The following is a 17,677-nucleotide window of genomic DNA, read 5'->3' on the forward strand; positions in this document are numbered from 1 at the left end:
AAAGGACGCTATTTAGCGTCCTTTTTATTTACTTAGATTTTATTAACGAACTTTTGCGTCAATATCAACTAAGTCAGTTAAATGACACGTTTCACCACTGTGAGTCTTAATGCCATGCTCACCAAAGTAATCACGCTGGGCTTGTACTAAATGCCCATTACTTGGTGTTGTTAACGTTGCTAAGTAGGTTTGTGTTGCACTTAGCACAGGGAATGCCAGACCAGTCATGACTGCTTGGCCCGTTACCTTACGCATTGCGAGTGACTCTTTTTCAAGAGTATCAATAAACTCAACACCTTGCGCAACACTGTCTAAGTAATCTGCACGAATAATACACCCTGCACGCCAGGTTTGTAGTGTTTTAGCTAAATCAACTTTCCACTGATGGGTACGTGAAGCACCTTTAATTAGTGCAAGTCCCTGACGATACGCTAGTAAACTTGCAAGAGTAAATGCATCTTTTAGTTCATCTAAATCAACATCAACTTGAGTGGTATTTTGCGCGCTATACGTCATCTCTTGTGCAGCAGTGGTATTGCATGCATTAGTTAAATGGCGTGCTTGAACAGCAGCTACTAATGAAGGTACCGCAATACCCAATTCAAGTGCATTTTGAGCTGTCCATAAGCCAGTGCCCTTTGCGCCAACTTTGTTATCAATTAAGTCAACAAGGGGCACATTTTGCGAATTTTCAAGTGACAAAATATGGCTAGAAATTGACAATAAATAGCTATTTAACTGGCCTTGTGACCATTCATTAAATATCTCAGCAATTTCTTTTGGTGAGCGGTTAGTTCCGTGACGAAGTAGCTGATACACTTCAGCAATAAGTTGCATCAGTGCGTATTCAATTCCATTGTGAACCATTTTTACAAAATGACCGCTGGCTGATTGTCCAACGCGAGCAAAACACGACTCGCCTTTGTAGCTTGCAGCAACTTTTGTAAACCATGGCTCGACACGCTCCCAGCCACCTTCAGAACCACTTGCCATCATAGCTGGCCCATGACGCGCACCCTCAGCACCACCTGAAATACCCATGGTGGCAAACTCAAACTTGTCTTGGTATTTTAGCTTGCGATTAATTCCGTCTTTGTAATTACTGTTACCGCAGTCAACAATAATATCACTACATTGAACACCCGCTTCAATAAGCTCATTGCAAACCGCATCAACCAACTCACCCGCAGGTACAAGTAATAAAATAGAACGCGGTGTTTCTAAACGCCTAACCATATCCCCTAGATCAGAGACAATGTGAAGTTTGTCAGCCATGCCTTGTGACTTAGCACAGCTTAATAACTCTTCACCCGCATTTGGGTTTTTGTCATAAGCGACCAGCGTTATCCCTTTTTCAATCAAGTTCAGGGCAAGATTTTTCCCCATAACGCCTAACCCTACTAATGCAACTTGCATTTAGTGCCCTCCTCGGTAACAACTATTTGGTTAGTAAATTAAAATAATACCGCGTGCATTATACTCAGGCCTAAGCCATGAGCAAAGCTACATGCATTTATTACAGTTAAAATAAACACTGCAATTATATCAAACAACCGCCCTCACAGGGGAAGAAATAGCGCTGCTATTTAAATTTTTAGATCATTGACGTCCTGTGACACCGGTGTCATAATGATGACATATTGATCTTGTATATAATAGTCGCAATGTTATGAAAATTGCATAAAACTAAAAATTACTATTTAACCTGAAATCTTCTTATGAGATTTATTAAATAGTCACTAAAACAAAATAACCGTCAACTTGCTTAAAATAAGCGCACAGGAGAATTTAATGTTAAGACGTACAAAAATAGTCGCGACACTTGGACCTGCAACAGACAGAGATAATAACTTAGAAAAAATAATTCGCGCAGGCGCAAACGTCGTTCGATTAAACTTCTCACATGGTGTTGCACAAGATCACAAAGACCGTGCACAAGCAGTTAGAGATATAGCCGCTAAATTAGGTAAGCACGTTGCAATTCTTGCTGACCTGCAAGGCCCTAAGATCCGTGTTTCAACCTTTAAAGAAGGTAAAGTGACTTTAGCGGTTGGTGCAAAATTCGTTCTTGATGCAAAAATGGAAAAAGGCCAAGGCGACATTAACGCCGTTGGTATTGATTACAAAGAGCTACCACAAGATGTGGCTCCTGGTGATTTACTGCTGTTAAACGATGGTTTAATTCAGCTTACTGTTGAGCATGTTGAAGGTCACTTAGTACACACTGTGGTTACTGTGGGTGGGGTGCTCTCGAACAATAAAGGGATTAATCGTTTAGGTGGTGGTTTAACTGCACCCGCGTTTACCGACAAAGACAAAGAAGACTTAATCACTGCTGCTGAAATTAATGTTGATTATATTGCCGTTTCTTTCCCGCGAAGTGGCGATGACATGCGTTATGTACGCTCTCTTGCAGAGGCTGCAGGCTCTAATGCACAGCTTTTAGCTAAAATTGAACGTGCTGAAGCAGTAGAAACACAAGAAGCAGTAGATGATATCATTTTAGCGTCTGACGCTGTGATGGTTGCCCGTGGTGATTTAGGTGTTGAAATTGGTGACGCTGCACTAATGGGTAAGCAAAAACTCATTATTCGTCGTGCTCGTTCATTAAACCGTACCGTTGTAACCGCTACTCAAATGATGGAATCGATGATCGATAATCCTATGCCAACACGCGCAGAAGTTATGGATGTTGCCAATGCAGTACTTGATGGCACCGATGCAGTTATGCTTTCTGCTGAAACCGCCGCTGGTGATTACCCAGAAGAAACCGTTGCTACTATGGCGCGTGTTTGTTTAGGCGCTGAGTCACAAAAAGAGACCCATGTCTCTAAGCATCGTTTAGATAGCCGTTTCTCTTCTAATGCGGAATCAATTGCTCTCTCTGCAATGTATGCAGCTAATCACTTAGACTCTGTTAAAGCGATTATCACCCTGACTGAATCAGGTAGCACAGCAAAACTTATGTCACGTATTAGCTCAGGCTTACCCATTTACTCACTTTCACGTCATGCCAGTACATTAGGGCAAACAGCACTATATCGTGGTGTTTACCCGGTGTTTTTTGACTCTACCAAATGTGAAAAAGATAATATGGTTAAAGATGCATTAAACACGTTAGTGGCTGCAGGCTCACTGCAAGTAGGCGACACCGTGATTATCACCCATGGTGATGCAATGGAAACAATTGGTGCAACCAACACGATGAAGATTGTGACTGTTTCGTAAAAGTTACTACAAAAAAACGCGAGCTATTTGCTCGCGTTTTTTTATGCTATTAATTTAACCTGAACTCTGGTTAATTTAGCTTGCCAGCGCTGCTTTTACTTTGTCGCGATAGCTTCGGCTAACTTTGAGTTCTTGACCGTTTTCAAGTACCAATAAGTACTCACCACTTACCTGAGTAACCAGCTTACTAATTTGTTTAGTGTTAACAATTGCACTGCGATGGACACGAACAAATAGATTTGGGTCTAATTCTTGTTCAAGCTCTTTCATGGTTTTACGTAATATATGCGTTTGCCCATCTTGGCAATGTAAACACATATAATCACCCGCTGCATCTACCCACTGTATGGTAGCAACTGGCACTCTGACAATTTCGCCCTGCTCTTTTACTGCTAATGATTCAGGGTAGCGACGATCAGTTAAGGTATCACCTGTGGCTAATTTCTTTAAAATCTCTTCACAGTTATTACCCGTTATTCCAGCTACAAAGCTAGCTAATTTTTTCTTATGGGCGTTGTCCTGCTGTGTTTTTAAATAGGTATGCACTTTTTCTACCGCCTGTTTTAATCTGTTATCATCAACGGGTTTTAAAATGTAATCTAAAGCATGGATTTCAAATGCTTTAACAGCAAAATGATCAAACGCAGTCACAAACACAATAGCTGGCAAATCTTTACTACTTTCACTCAATGCGCGCGCAACCTCAAAGCCGTTCATCCCAGGCATTTGAATATCTAAGAACACGAGGTCAATTTTTTCGTTTTTGCAGCTTTCGATTGCATCAAATCCTGAGCTACATAGTTTGATCACTTCAATATCAGAAAACTCTTCAAGCCTGACGGCTAAACCTTTACGTGCTAATGGTTCATCATCAACAATAAGCGTTTTTATTCTTGTCATTTCTTCACAGCCTTCTCAAACGGGACTCGCAGATTAACTTTTAATCCACTTGGCGTATTATGTGATAATACAAACGAGTAATTATTTTCGTAGAGCGTTTTTAATCTGTCTCGGGTATTTGCCACACCCACGCCTTGTGCATTAACTAACTGGCCATTTACAATTTCAGTGCCTGGACCATTATCGCCCACTTCAAGTAATAATTCATTAGCAAATACTTGTGCTTTTATATCAATCACGCCACCTTCTGCCATGTGGGCAATGGCATACTTAATAGCATTTTCAATGATCGGTTGTAATATTAAGCTAGGTACCAATGCTTGTTGTGCTTGATCACTCACATCAACATTAACTTGTAGCCGTTCATCAAAGCGCACACGTTCAATTTCTAAATAAAGCATTAATGCGTGTAACTCTTGCTCTAGCGGCACTTTTTTAATTGGATCAGTGTTGAGTGTATAACGCAAAAAATCACTCAACTTAGATACCATTAGGTTAGCATCTTTGTTTTCTTTAACCAAAATTAAAGTGGAGATAGCATTAAGGGTATTAAATAAAAAATGCGGGTTTAACTGATATCTGAGCATCTTTAGCTGCGCTTCATGCGCCATTGTAGTTGCTTTTAACGCTTTTTGGCGTTCACTTTGTAATAGTTGATAATACTTAACCCCAAAGTACAAGCCACTCCAACACAAAATAATATAAACGGAGTCTAACCCTTGTTGTAAATAATAAAACCATTCTTCAGGGCGATAACCGTGACGATAAATCTCCCATAAGTTAAACTTTTGAACCACGGCCCAGAGCGTACCAGTTACATACGAGGCACCAAATACAACAATAATTAAGACCCACGGCGAGGCATTCCAAATTTTGCGATATATATAACGTAACGGGACAGTCATTAAACAGCCCGCATAGGCATTGAGTAAAATAACAAATACGTAAATATCACGCATTTCAAATACTTTAGAACCAATGTAATTAACTAACGCATACCCTATCCAGCCAGCGATTTGTAAAAGCCAGAAAAAGCGTTGTCTGTTATCAATTAAAGACTGCCAATTCAAAATTAATTATTACCTTGTAAATTTGGTATTATTATATCGATTTATCAACGGGTATAGCACTACCAACTGTCTTACTTTTTAATAGCCCTATCGCAAACTATAACCCAAGCTTATGCATTTATAGTTAAGCATTTCACTTAAGTTGTACGCATAAAAAAAGCGAAAGGTAGGTACCTTTCGCTTCTCAATGTTTACTTTTTATTTATTAAGCAAGCTTGTCTGAAGCAACTTTATAAGTTGGATCTTCAATAACGTTTACTTCCACTAAGTCACGCGCTTTATGAAGTAGTTCAGTACAATCTTTACTTAAGTGACGTAAATGCAACTTTTTACCGGCTTTATTGTACTTATCAGCTAAGCTGTCAATTGCTTCTATTGCACTGTGGTCCGCAACACGGCTGTATTTAAACTCAACAATAACGTCTTTAGGGTCGTTCTTTACATCAAATAAATCGGCAAAGTTTTTAACTGAACCAAAGAATAAAGGCCCGTGTAACTCGTACACTTTTGAACCTTCTTTATCGATATAGTTCGTTGTGTAGATATGTTTAGCATGCTGCCAAGCAAACACTAATGCAGACACAATAACACCCACACACACAGCAATGGCTAAGTCAGTGATAACCGTCACACCCGATACTAAAACAATTACAAATGCGTCAGATAAAGGCACGCGTTTCATCATTTTAAAACTTGCCCATTCAAATGTTCCAAGTACTACCATAAACATAACACCAACTAATGCCGCTAGTGGGATCATTTCAATTAAGCTTGAGGCAAAGATAATAAACGCAAGTAACATCAGCGCAGCACTAATACCAGATAAACGCGAACGGCCACCTGAATTAATGTTAATCATAGATTGGCCAATCATGGCACAGCCACCCATTGCACCAAAGAAACCACATGTGACGTTTGCCGCACCTTGGCCAATACATTCTTTATTAGAATGGCCACGTGTTTCTGTAATTTCGTCAATCAAGCTTAGCGTTAATAATGACTCAATTAAGCCAATTGCTGCAAGAATAAGCGCATACGGGAAGATAATTTGTAGTGTTTCTAAATTAAAAGGCACCATAGGAATATGGAACTGCGGTAAACCACCTGCAATTGTTGCCGCTTCATTACCTGTCATTCCTTTTAAGAAATCAAGTACTGTACGCGCTTCTAGGTCAAGGCCAATAACTAAGCCAGTAACCGTCACAATGGCAACCAATGACGAAGGGACTGCGGTCGTTAATTTTGGTAAAAAGTGAATAATAGCCATAGTTAGCGCCACTAAACCGAGCATGATGTACATTGCACTGCCCGTCATCCACTCTTGGCCGCCAGCACCATCAGGCACTTTAAACTGCCCAAGCTGAGCTAAAAATATCACAATTGCTAAGCCATTAACAAAACCGAGCATCACCGGATGTGGAACCATACGTATAAATTTACCGAGCTTAAATACTCCGGCCAATATTTGTAATAGCCCCATGAGCAAAACGGTGGCAAATAGATATTCCACTCCGTGATCAAGCACTAAACTTACCATTACAACCGCAAGCGCACCGGTTGCACCCGAAATCATACCCGGACGACCACCAAAAATAGCCGTAATTAAGCCAACAATAAATGCGGCATATAAACCAACAAGGGGTTCTACATTTGCAACAAAGGCAAATGCAACAGCTTCTGGGATCAAGGCAAGTGCCACGGTCAATCCAGAGAGAATATCGTTTTTAGCAGAGCTTGGCGCCCTACTGAGTAAGTTAAACATTGAGTTCCTCAGTTTTATTTAGCTGACAAAAAAAGCGCTGAATTCTATCAAATTAGCGCTCATTTCACAATTATAGTTAATGCAGCCGATTTGTTTATCATCGGCTTATTTTTATTTTACAGTGGTAAGGCTGTACTACGTTTTACACAGGTCATGGTCACGTTAGAATGAACCTCTTGGACGTACTCTAAGCTAAGTAGGTTATCGCGTACAAAGTGTTCATAACCTTCTATGCCTTGAGAAATAATACGTAACATAAAGTCCATAGTACCCGCCATAGTGTAACATTCAGTCACTTCATCATAGCTAAGTATCAGTTTTTCAAACTCGGCTAGATTCTTTTTACCATGGTTTGATAAACGTACATGGGCGTAAACCAACATATCAAAGCCCAGCTTTTTTTCATCAAGCAATGCGACTTTACTTTTGATGTAGCCATCTTGTTCTAATTTGGCAATACGACGCCAACAAGGAGACTGAGATAGGCCTACTTTATCTGCAATTTCAGCGGTTGATAAACTTGCATCTTGTTGTAAAAGTGCCAATATTTGGCGATCTACGTGATTTAGAGACATTTTATTTCTTATTTATCTAATAAATTGGTTAAATTATACAGCCTTTTTAAAAAGCAGTCTGCATATTTTTAACAATTAAACACATCAACCAAATTGACCACTTACAAACGGATTGGTTGCCTTCTCATTGGCGACATCGGTATCTTCACCATGACCACTTAAAATTGCGGTACTCAGTGGCAACGTCATTATATGGGCCTGTATTGAGCTAATAAGCTGCTTACTGTCTCCTTTTGGAAAATCAGTACGCCCGACTGAGCCTTTAAATATAACATCACCCACAATAACGGTGCTTTGCGTATCTTGATAAAATACAACGTGTCCTGGGGTGTGCCCTGGGCAATGCAGTACTTTAAATACAAGCTGACCAACTTGTATGGTGTCACCATGTGCTAGCCATTCATCTGGGTAAAAAGCACTGATAGGTTTAAATCCAAACATTGTGGCTTGCATTGGTAAGTTATCAAACCAAAAGCGCTCATCCTTATGTGGGCCAATAATCTTTATATTGTATTGCTCACGTAAGCTATGAGCACCACCCACATGGTCTAAGTGTCCATGGGTCAACCAGATGGCTGACAAGCTCAAGTTATGCTGTGTTAGTGTTGTATTAATTTTGTCAACATCACCACCGGGATCTACCACCACAGCTTGCTGGGTTTGTTCGCATACTATAATTCGGCAATTTTGCATAAACTGCGTAACGGGAATTGTGATTATTTTCATCTTATATTTCTTTATTTTTTTGCGCTGGAATAACTATATCTTGTTCATACGACATTAAAATTGGGTATTTTAAATAAGCTTGATCGTAAAACGGGCTATGTTCATAGAGCCAATTTAAGCGCGCCTCAGAATTTGTAGCAAATGCTTTATCTTGCTTCAGTTTTTTATTAAATGCTTTTGCTAATTTAGGATCATCACTGAGCATTTTCTCAGCAAATGGGAGCAATGCGTAATTTTCCATATACTCTGTTCGCTGAAAAATTGTATTAAATTCACCCCATGCAAAAAAAGAGTCAGGAGCTTCTGGATGCAATAAATGCACAGCTAACTCGCCTGCTTTTTGTTGGGTACTGACCTCAAACCAACCATCTAAATCAACATTCGTGGCCGGTTCATAGTTAAAACGTGCCGACACTCTAAATCGTCCTTCAAATGGTGCTTTATCAAAGCTATATTGCGCCACTTTTGCCATTTTCAACGGCTGAGTATTGGCGCCACTGAGTTTATTAATTGATACCCCATGTAAAGCAAGCTTTTCGATAATATCGGTATACACTGGCGGGATAAAAAACGATTTAGGGACTTCAACCGTGTGCTGTACTTCTTTTTGCCAAAAAATAGGCAGCTTGTCATAATCTTGCTTTTTACCTAAATAACTTACTTCTTGCTGATTTGATAAAGCATTCATATTCTTAGAATAAGCAATGCCTTTAAATTTGATATGATCAGCTTGCTCAGCGTAGCTACGTTTAACAATTAATTGCTTAGGCACAAATTGCTGTTCTTTTTTTACCGCATTGGCGAGTTTATCTTTATGGTTTGCTAACGCTTCAATAGCACCATCTATAAATACATAAGTCCCTAGCACGCGTTGCTTATAGGGTTTTAAAGAATGGTTTTCGACTAAAATAGTTGGCAATGACCTTAAATCACCCCAGCCATTAGAAAAACGAGGCGTCGCCACCCAACCTGCTAAACCTGATTTAAATTCTTGTTTATCCATAACAAACACTAAAGGGCCAGGGATATGTCCTTGCTCAGTTAAGGTTTGATCAATAACAGGTTTAAAGTAACGGTTGAGTGCATCCGAAATAGCGGGCGACTCGCTAGCAAATACTGGGTTATAGCCGTAGGTGACATCATATTGGTAATCGGCCCCATCAGTCACATGCACGTCTATATATAAATTAGGATTATAATCGTTAATGACTGCAAGTACGCTTTTAACCTCGGGGGTATCTAATTTAGTGAAATCACGATTTAAATTAAGGTTATTAGCATTTGTTCTAAAACCCATTTTTACTGGGCCGCGCTGATTGATTCGATTAAATGCACTACTGCGTTCATGCCCATCGACATTAAGAATGGGAATAAATAAAATGTTTACCTTTTTTAATATATCGCGACGTTTACCCGTGGCAATATCTCTAAGCAACATAAACATTGCATCTTTACCATCAATCTCACCGGCGTGAATACCAGCCTGAATAAGCACAGTTGGTTTAGTGCTGTTAGCCATTTGCCCAGCATCAAAAAAGCCTTGTTCGCTGGCAATCAACATTTTTATTGCACGTTTACTATTACTATAGCCAATCGTTTTTGATTTAAATTGAGTGGGATTAGCCGCTACCAACCTATCAACAAATGCCATGGTATCAGCATAATTAGGAGACGAGACTCCTGCAGAAATTTCAAAGTCTGTGGTTAAAGGTCCCTGTTGTTGCAATAGCGATGTGCTCGCACCTTCCCATGGTAATAATGGCGGTAAATGACTGTTATTCGCCATACTTGCAGATAAAACCAATAAACTTATAAACATATACTTCTCTAGCAAACGCATTAATTAAAAAAAATTATAGCAATTAAAGCTTTTTAGATGCCAAAACTGCGGTAGTTCAACAAAAAAATGCAGCCAATTGCAGTTTCCTTTGATTATTTGCTCAAGTCCTAGTCAAGTGCTGATAAAAACATAATTAATATCAACCTTAAGAGCAACAATGAACATGCCTAAAATTCTGGTTTAGCTAGTTAAGTTAAATGGATACACGGCACTAAAAGGTATGACATAGCTAAAACAGTAAATAGCAGGCACAAAAAAAGGAGCCATAGGCTCCTTTTCAATACTTATACAAAAACTTAAGCTGCCGCTAGGCCTTCTTTTGCTTTTGCTACAAGCGCTGCAAATGCAACTTGGTCGTAAACAGCGATATCTGCAAGGATCTTACGATCGATTTCTACAGATGTCTTTTTAAGACCATTAATAAAACGGCTGTAAGACAGACCATTTTGACGTGAAGCAGCATTGATACGTGCAATCCATAATTGACGGAAAGTACGTTTCTTAGCACGGCGGTCACGGTAAGCGTATTGACCCGCTTTAGTAACAGCCTGGAAGGCTACGCGGTAAACACGTGAACGTGCTCCGTAGTAACCTTTCGCTTGTTTTAAAACTTTTTTGTGACGTGCACGTGCGACAACGCCGCGTTTAACTCTTGCCATTTCTAAAAACCCCTATTAAGCGAATGGTAACATACGTGAAACTAGACCATGGTCATTTTTATGAACCATCATCTTAGGACGTAGGTGTAACTTACGCTTAGAAGTTTTCTTAGTCAGAATGTGACGAAGATGCGCTTGTTTACGCTTGAAACCGCCAGAAGCAGTCTTTTTGAAACGCTTAGCTGCGCCTCTGTGACTTTTTAGCTTGTAAGCCATTGCAATAACTCCAATTGTATTGCTTTAAAATTAGTAAGAAGGCGTGAGATATATTGCTATAGCTCCACTTTAAAGGCCTAACTTACTGCTATGTTCCGGTGAAAACCCGATATAAATACCGCAATTTTACTTTAAAACCGGTTAACTCAGGTGGACATTTTCATATCACTTGCAAACCTGAGCTAAATTCGGTGCGTATTATCGCCTAATTATTACTTTTTAGCAACCGGCGCCATCATCATAACCATTTGACGGCCTTCAACACGATTTGGGAAAGATTCAACAACTGCTAATTCTTCTAAATCGGTTTTAATACGGTTTAATAATTCGATACCAATTTCTTGGTGAGCCATTTCACGACCACGGAAGCGGATAGTTATCTTAGCTTTATCGCCAGCTTCTAAGAACTTGCGTAAGTTGCGTAGCTTAACCTGATAATCACCTTCATCCGTACCTGGACGGAATTTGATTTCTTTAATCTGGATCTGCTTTTGCTTCTTCTTCTGCTCTTTTAGTTCTTTGCTTTTTTCAAAGATGAACTTACCGTAATCCATAACCTTACAAACAGGCGGCTCAGCATTTGGACTGATCTCTACAAGATCAACACCCGCTGCATCAGCCATAGCTTGCGCGTCTTTTAATGACTGAATTCCAGCTTGTTCGCCGTCGATGTCGATTAAACGAACTTCTTGCGCTGTAATTTCTTCGTTAATACGATTTTTTTGAGCTGTTTGTTGCCCTTTCTTGCCGCCTCTAATAGTACGTTCCTCCAAGAATATCAATAATATAAGCGTGTAGCTGGCTATTTTTGCTTGCCCTACACGCTCGATTTTTACTGTCGATTTTTGATTTCTTCACTGATTTTAGCTACAAAATCATCGACATTAAATTTGCCTAGGTCTTCACCTGTGCGAGTTCGTACTGCTACTTCTTGTTGCTCAACTTCTTTGTCGCCAACAACCAATAAGTAAGGAATACGCTTAAGTGTATGCTCACGGATTTTAAAGCCAATCTTCTCATTTCTCAAGTCAGCAGCGGCTCTAATTCCAAGTTTATTTAATTTTTGTACAATTTCCTGAACATACGGTGCTTGTTTATCGGTGATATTCATAATCACCACTTGCTTAGGCGCAAGCCACGTTGGGAATAAACCAGCATATTCTTCTGTTAAAATACCGATGAAGCGCTCAATAGACCCTAATATAGCGCGGTGTATCATAACAGGTGTACGTCGTTCGTTATTTTCAGCCACATATGTTGCGCCTAAACGACCAGGTAATGCAAAGTCTAGTTGCACTGTACCACACTGCCACGCTCTGTCTAAGCAATCGTACAAAGTAAATTCAATTTTAGGGCCATAAAACGCCCCTTCACCTGGTAGATAATCAAATTCAATGTCATTTGCCTTAAGTGCATCAGCAAGTGCAAGCTCAGCTTTGTCCCACATTTCATCTTCGCCAATGCGTTGCTCTGGACGAGTTGAAAGTTTAACTACAATTTTTTCAAAGCCGAATGTTTCATACGTATCGTAAACCATTTTAATACAGGCCGATACTTCATCCATGATTTGCTCTTCAGTACAGAATACATGTGCATCATCTTGGGTAAAGCCACGCACACGCATTAAACCGTGAAGTGCGCCTGATGGCTCATTACGGTGACAACAACCAAACTCAGCCATACGCAGAGGTAAATCACGGTATGATTTTAAACCTTGGTTAAATATTTGTACGTGACCTGGACAGTTCATTGGCTTGATTGCGTATTCACGCTTTTCAGACTCCGTGGTAAACATGGCTTCTGAATATTTTTCCCAGTGACCTGATTTTTCCCATAACGAACGATCCATCATCATTGGACCTTTTACTTCTTCGTATTGGTACTCACGTAATTTTTCACGCACAAATTCTTCTAATTCACGGTAAATGCTCCAACCATCGTTGTGCCAAAATACCATGCCTGGCGCTTCTTCTTGCCAGTGCCATAAATCAAGTGCTTTACCAATACGGCGGTGATCACGTTTTTCAGCTTCTTCTAAACGCTTTAAGTACGCTTTAAGTTGTTTTTTATCGCCCCACGCTGTGCCGTAAATACGCTGCAGCATTTTATTTTCAGAATCACCACGCCAGTATGCACCTGCTACCTTCATAATTTTGAAGTTTTGACAGAATTTCATGTTAGGAACGTGTGGTCCACGACACATATCTACGTATTCTTCGTGGTGGTATAAACCTGGACGATCATCTTGAGCAATATTTTCGTCAAGAATTTCTATTTTGTATGTTTCGCCACGCGCCGCAAACGTATCGCGTGCTTCTTGCCAGCTAACGGTTTTTTTCACTACATCGTAGTTTGTTTTTGCAAGCTGTAACATACGCTTTTCAATCGCATCAAGATCATCTTGAGATAACGAATGTTCCATATCAATATCATAGTAAAAACCGTTATCGATAGTAGGACCAATCGCCATTTTAGCGTCTGGGAAAAGTTGCTTAACTGCATGACCAATTAGGTGGGCACAAGAATGGCGAATAATTTCTAAACCATCGTCATCTTTTGCTGTAATAATTTCAAGACGAGAATCGGCTGAAATTAAATCACATGCATCCACACGTTCACCATTAACACGGCCGGCGATGGTTGCTTTAGCAAGACCAGGGCCAATATCGTTTGCAACATCAAGCGTGCTTACAGGGTTTTCAAAACTACGCTGACTACCGTCAGGGAGAGTAATAACTGGCATTATAAATCCTTACATACAGTGGTGACACCTACAATGTATCACGTGTATTTTTTAATTAATTAAATGAGAATGACTCGACAACGCTTTTACGAATAAGCATTGACTATTTTTCGCCGTCAAAGGCTAATGTAGATGCTGAGTCTGCTCAACTACAAAAAAGATATTGTCGCGTGCTGCAGCGTTAATTACAAGTTTTAAGCTACTAAAAACCACGCATTTTTAACATAAATGTGCAATTAATAACTTTTCTTCAGTCACGTCGCATCAAATTAACATAAAGCACTATATTAAAGCAGCACACAAAGTGCTTAAACTCGCATTTTAATGCGTGTTGCGTATAATAACCGGTAATTAAGTTATAGTAGAGATTAACAATGAGAACATGTGGTGTAGAAATTACCGGTAGCGATGTACTACTTTGTATTTTAAGTAAAGATAACGACGTTTTTGATATTCGTGACGTGCGCCAAACACGCTTTACATTAGGTAACGGTAACGACACTGAAATAATGCGTAAATTTCAATTTGATTTTGCAAAGCTGATGCAAGATTACCAAATTGATTCTGTTGCCATTCGCGAACGCCAGCCCAAAGGTAAATTTGCAGGTAGCGCTAAAGGGTTCAAAATGGAAACGGCTATTCAATTAATCGACAACCTCGATGTTCGCGTGTTTTCAACTACTGAAATAAAAGAGCAAGTAAAACGCAACCCAATCCCTATCGCGTTCGAAGACACTGGCCTTAAAAAATATCAAGAAAATGCATTCGTTAATGCTTACGTTTATATCATGAAAAAAACCTACCGCAGCGACGAAATGTAATACCAATTGCATCCTTGTAAAAACGCGTAATAGCTCAATATTACGCGTTTTTTTATGTCTAAATTTTCAAATAAAAGTGTAAGACATTAGTCTAACCCCCTTCCCTTTGTCGACAATTCATGTTTATTTAATCAACAAGCCTTGGATAGATAAAAACATGGAGAATGTCATGAAAGCGACACAAACAGTGCATAAAGAAGTAGAACAAATAAACACTATACCGCTATCAAATAGTTATTTTAAGGGGATTCAAAGCACACCGCTAATAGAGCAAACTATTGGAGAATACCTTGATTCAATTGTCGACAATAACCCAGAGGCATTGGCAGTTGTTGTTGCTCACCAAAATATTCGCTTAAACTACAAGGAGTTTCAGCAGCAGATTGATCAGCTTGCTATGGGGTTATTGGCATTAGGGGTTAAATCAGGTGACAGGGTCGGAATTTGGTCACCCAATAATATACAATGGTGCTTAACTCAATTTGCAACGGCTAAAATCGGCGCAATCATGGTGTGTATTAACCCAGCTTACCGCCCCAGTGAACTGCAATATGCACTTAATAGTGTTGAATGTTCCACGCTTATTACTGCTACCTCATTTAAGGGCAGTCACTACGTTAATATGCTACAAAGTTTAGCCCCAGAGCTAAATAGTTGCCAAAAAGGGGAATTAAAAGCCGCTAAGCTCCCTTCATTAAAAAATGTAATTTGTATAAGTGATGAGCCAGTAAATGGTATGTTTTCGTTTAATGAAGTACTCGCCATGCCCTCAGACGCTCACCAGTTAGAACTTCAAGCAGTGGCAAAAACTCTAAATTGTAATCAAGACATTAATATTCAATTTACTTCAGGTACCACAGGGAATCCTAAAGGGGCTACGCTAACGCATAAAAACATTCTTAATAATGCACTGCTTGTTGCCCAAGCAATGCATTTTACTGAACATGATAAGCTGTGTATCCCTGTACCCCTTTATCATTGCTTTGGCATGGTTTTAGGCAGCTTATTGTGCGTAAGTAAAGGCGCTGCAGCTATTTATCCAAGTGATTCTTTCGATCCAAAAACCACATTAGAGGTGGTACAACAAGAAAAATGCACCGCGCTTCATGGCGTGCCTACCATGTTTATAAGCGAATTGGAGCTTAATAACTTCAGTGATTATGATTTAAGTACATTACGAACCGGCGTTATGGCAGGCTCAACCTGTCCCGAACAAGTTATGCGTAAAGTACAAACACTCATGAATATGAACCAAGTCGTTATAGCCTATGGACAAACAGAGTGTAGCCCAATCAACAATATCACTGAAACCGACTCATCAATTGAGCGTCAAGTCACCACAGTAGGACGAGCGCTTGCGCACACTGAAGTAAAAATTATTGATGAACTGGGTGATGTTCAAAAAATAGGCCAACCCGGTGAAGTCTGTAGCCGTGGTGCCGGCATTATGCGCTGCTATTGGAATGATGAAGAGAAAACCAAAGCCACTATCGATAATCAAGGTTGGTTACATTCAGGCGATTTAGGAGTAATGGACAGTGAAGGCTTTGTTAGTATTGTTGGCAGAATTAAAGACATGATTATTCGCGGTGGTGAAAATATATATCCCCGTGAGATTGAGGAGGTTTTATACACCTACCCAGGGATACAAGATGCGGCAATTTTTGGTATTACCGATGAAAAATTTGGCGAAGAAGTGTGTGCTTGGATCCAGCCTAAAGAAGGTGAAGTGCTTGATGAGCAAGCAATTCGATTATTTTTAAAGGACAAACTCGCCTACTTTAAACAGCCTAAATACATTCGTTTTGTAGAACATTACCCGATGACAGTAACCGGCAAATTGCAAAAATTTAAAATGCGCGAACAAATGCAAGAAGAGCTCGCCGAATCTGCATTTTCGTAATAATTAACGGCTACTTTATTACAATGCAACGATTAAACGTTGCATTGTATTTTAAATATAAATTATCAACCTAAGGCTCAGCAACATTAGGGGATGCGTATTTCGAATTTTAAACTCTCTATTTTCTTTCGCACCTAGTGATATGGAGCAGAATAAACAACAAAGTCCAGTTTAATAAACATTCTAGCTTCCTTAAATGTGTAAAATCTAAATGTTGAGCTTCTTTTTATTTGAGGCACTTCTAATTTTATTTGCAATAGGCCTTTCAAAGAATACGTACGATAGATGCGCAAAAAAAACACTCAGACTTAGTGATAGCAACAGTTTAAGCTCAATATTTAAATTAAACTTATTCACCATTCCAATAATAGGCATATGTAGTAAATAAAATGAGTAAGACACTTTACCTAAAAAGTCACCAACCCTATTTGCTAAAAAAATATTGTTGTCTGGGATTAAAAAAACAACACAAAAGAATACTGTACTCATAACAAATAGAACTTCATAACTAAGCCACATTCTTTTCTTGTCACCCTCGTTAATAGGTGAAAACTCAGGATACAATAAAGGTATTAAACACAAAGCTAATATAAACCAGTTGCTCTTCATATAACTCGGCACTTTAAATAATTTGTAATGCAAACCAAATATAACGCCAATAAAAAAGTACGGTAACGTTCTTAAAGTACTAAATATGTTGTAATCAATACTTTTAATTTCACCAAATACTCTTGGGAAGTCAGCCAAGTACCAAAACATCATAAAAGTCACAATTAGTAAATATATATACCCTTTTCTATCGCCTGCTAAAAACCAAAAAACGAGTAAGATTATATAAAATTGTATTTCTGGTGGAATTGTCCAAAGTACGCTTTCACCATGCATGAACAAAAGGTGACCTATTAGCGAATTAAGATCAGTTATGTTGTATAAAATGTCATAATTATTTTGAGTTAATAAGTAAGAGCTAAAAACAATTACAAGGTACAGAGGTAAAACTCGTCCGGCTCTAGCTAGTACGTATCGTCTAATGTTCGCTCTGCTAAATTTGGTATCTAAATAGAGAAATGACATTAAGAAACCACTAAGAAGGAAAAATAACATTACGCCATAGGCTCCTGAACCGCCGCCTAGTGAACCATTTAACCAATGAGTAATATCTGAAAAGTGAGTAACAAATACAATAAGGGCAGCTAAAGCTCTTAGAGAATTTAATTTTCTAATTTCCATGAAG

General features: G+C 39.2%; 15 protein-coding genes. 3 read left to right on the forward strand and 12 right to left on the reverse strand.

All coding sequences use genetic code 11. The annotated features are described in order from the left end of the window. Positions 1 to 42 precede the first annotated feature (42 nt). Positions 43 to 1,416 carry an NADP-dependent phosphogluconate dehydrogenase gene (gene gndA, locus ACZ5WS_RS12160; RefSeq protein ID WP_464708751.1) on the reverse strand — a complete coding sequence of 458 codons (1,374 nt, stop codon included), beginning with the start codon at positions 1,414 to 1,416 and terminating at the stop codon, positions 43 to 45. 375 nt (positions 1,417 to 1,791) lie between these two features. Between gndA and pyk the strand changes: the two genes are divergently transcribed. Further along, positions 1,792 to 3,228: a pyruvate kinase gene (gene pyk, locus ACZ5WS_RS12165; protein ID WP_464708752.1), complete on the forward strand. Its 1,437-nt coding sequence runs from the start codon at positions 1,792 to 1,794 to the stop codon at positions 3,226 to 3,228. A 75-nt stretch (positions 3,229 to 3,303) separates the two neighbouring features. On the opposite strand, the gene ACZ5WS_RS12170 is transcribed toward pyk, so the two are convergent. The 10 genes from ACZ5WS_RS12170 to thrS all read right to left on the reverse strand — a co-directional run bounded on the left by ACZ5WS_RS12170 (position 3,304) and on the right by thrS (position 13,719). Further along, positions 3,304 to 4,128, reverse strand: a complete 825-nt coding sequence (locus ACZ5WS_RS12170) for a LytR/AlgR family response regulator transcription factor (protein ID WP_138608522.1) — start codon at positions 4,126 to 4,128, stop codon at positions 3,304 to 3,306. Then, positions 4,125 to 5,198, reverse strand: coding sequence for a sensor histidine kinase (locus ACZ5WS_RS12175; RefSeq protein WP_178956022.1), 1,074 nt, complete (start codon positions 5,196 to 5,198; stop codon positions 4,125 to 4,127). Before ACZ5WS_RS12175 ends, ACZ5WS_RS12170 begins: the two co-directional genes overlap by 4 nt. 205 nt (positions 5,199 to 5,403) lie before the next feature. Further along, on the reverse strand, positions 5,404 to 6,960 hold the full coding sequence (locus ACZ5WS_RS12180) for a SulP family inorganic anion transporter (RefSeq protein WP_010389896.1): 1,557 nt from the start codon (positions 6,958 to 6,960) through the stop codon (positions 5,404 to 5,406). 116 nt (positions 6,961 to 7,076) lie between these two features. Continuing rightward, on the reverse strand, positions 7,077 to 7,535 hold the full coding sequence (locus tag ACZ5WS_RS12185; protein ID WP_008110469.1) for an Lrp/AsnC family transcriptional regulator: 459 nt from the start codon (positions 7,533 to 7,535) through the stop codon (positions 7,077 to 7,079). An 84-nt stretch (positions 7,536 to 7,619) separates the two neighbouring features. Beyond that, positions 7,620 to 8,261: an MBL fold metallo-hydrolase gene (locus ACZ5WS_RS12190; RefSeq protein WP_178956020.1), complete on the reverse strand. Its 642-nt coding sequence runs from the start codon at positions 8,259 to 8,261 to the stop codon at positions 7,620 to 7,622. Position 8,262: 1 nt separating this feature from the next. Further along, on the reverse strand, positions 8,263 to 10,080 hold the full coding sequence (locus tag ACZ5WS_RS12195) for a M14 family metallopeptidase (RefSeq protein ID WP_464708753.1): 1,818 nt from the start codon (positions 10,078 to 10,080) through the stop codon (positions 8,263 to 8,265). Between the two features lie 317 nt (positions 10,081 to 10,397). Next, the gene (rplT, locus tag ACZ5WS_RS12200; protein WP_008110477.1) at positions 10,398 to 10,760 is read right to left on the reverse strand and encodes a 50S ribosomal protein L20; all 363 of its coding nucleotides are present in this window, start codon (positions 10,758 to 10,760) and stop codon (positions 10,398 to 10,400) included. Between the two features lie 15 nt (positions 10,761 to 10,775). After that, the gene (gene rpmI, locus ACZ5WS_RS12205; protein WP_004587840.1) at positions 10,776 to 10,976 is read right to left on the reverse strand and encodes a 50S ribosomal protein L35; all 201 of its coding nucleotides are present in this window, start codon (positions 10,974 to 10,976) and stop codon (positions 10,776 to 10,778) included. A gap of 212 nt (positions 10,977 to 11,188) precedes the next feature. Continuing rightward, positions 11,189 to 11,749: a translation initiation factor IF-3 gene (gene infC / locus ACZ5WS_RS12210; RefSeq protein WP_008466946.1), complete on the reverse strand. Its 561-nt coding sequence runs from the start codon at positions 11,747 to 11,749 to the stop codon at positions 11,189 to 11,191. A gap of 59 nt (positions 11,750 to 11,808) precedes the next feature. Next, the gene (gene thrS, locus ACZ5WS_RS12215) at positions 11,809 to 13,719 is read right to left on the reverse strand and encodes a threonine--tRNA ligase (protein WP_008466944.1); all 1,911 of its coding nucleotides are present in this window, start codon (positions 13,717 to 13,719) and stop codon (positions 11,809 to 11,811) included. 374 nt (positions 13,720 to 14,093) lie between these two features. On the opposite strand from thrS, the gene ACZ5WS_RS12220 reads away from it, so the two are divergent. Together ACZ5WS_RS12220 and ACZ5WS_RS12225 are read left to right on the forward strand one after the other, a co-directional pair. Continuing rightward, the gene (locus tag ACZ5WS_RS12220) at positions 14,094 to 14,540 is read left to right on the forward strand and encodes a DUF3010 family protein (RefSeq protein ID WP_010389888.1); all 447 of its coding nucleotides are present in this window, start codon (positions 14,094 to 14,096) and stop codon (positions 14,538 to 14,540) included. 169 nt (positions 14,541 to 14,709) lie between these two features. Continuing rightward, on the forward strand, positions 14,710 to 16,443 hold the full coding sequence (locus ACZ5WS_RS12225; RefSeq protein WP_464708754.1) for an AMP-binding protein: 1,734 nt from the start codon (positions 14,710 to 14,712) through the stop codon (positions 16,441 to 16,443). Between the two features lie 207 nt (positions 16,444 to 16,650). Here ACZ5WS_RS12225 and ACZ5WS_RS12230 read toward each other — a convergent pair whose 3' ends face one another. Then, entirely contained in the window at positions 16,651 to 17,673 is a 1,023-nt protein-coding gene (locus ACZ5WS_RS12230; RefSeq protein ID WP_464708755.1) for an acyltransferase family protein, read from the reverse strand. Between the last annotated feature and the right edge of the window lie 4 nt (positions 17,674 to 17,677).

The sequence above is a fragment of the Pseudoalteromonas sp. 11L1 genome, assembly GCF_055397545.1.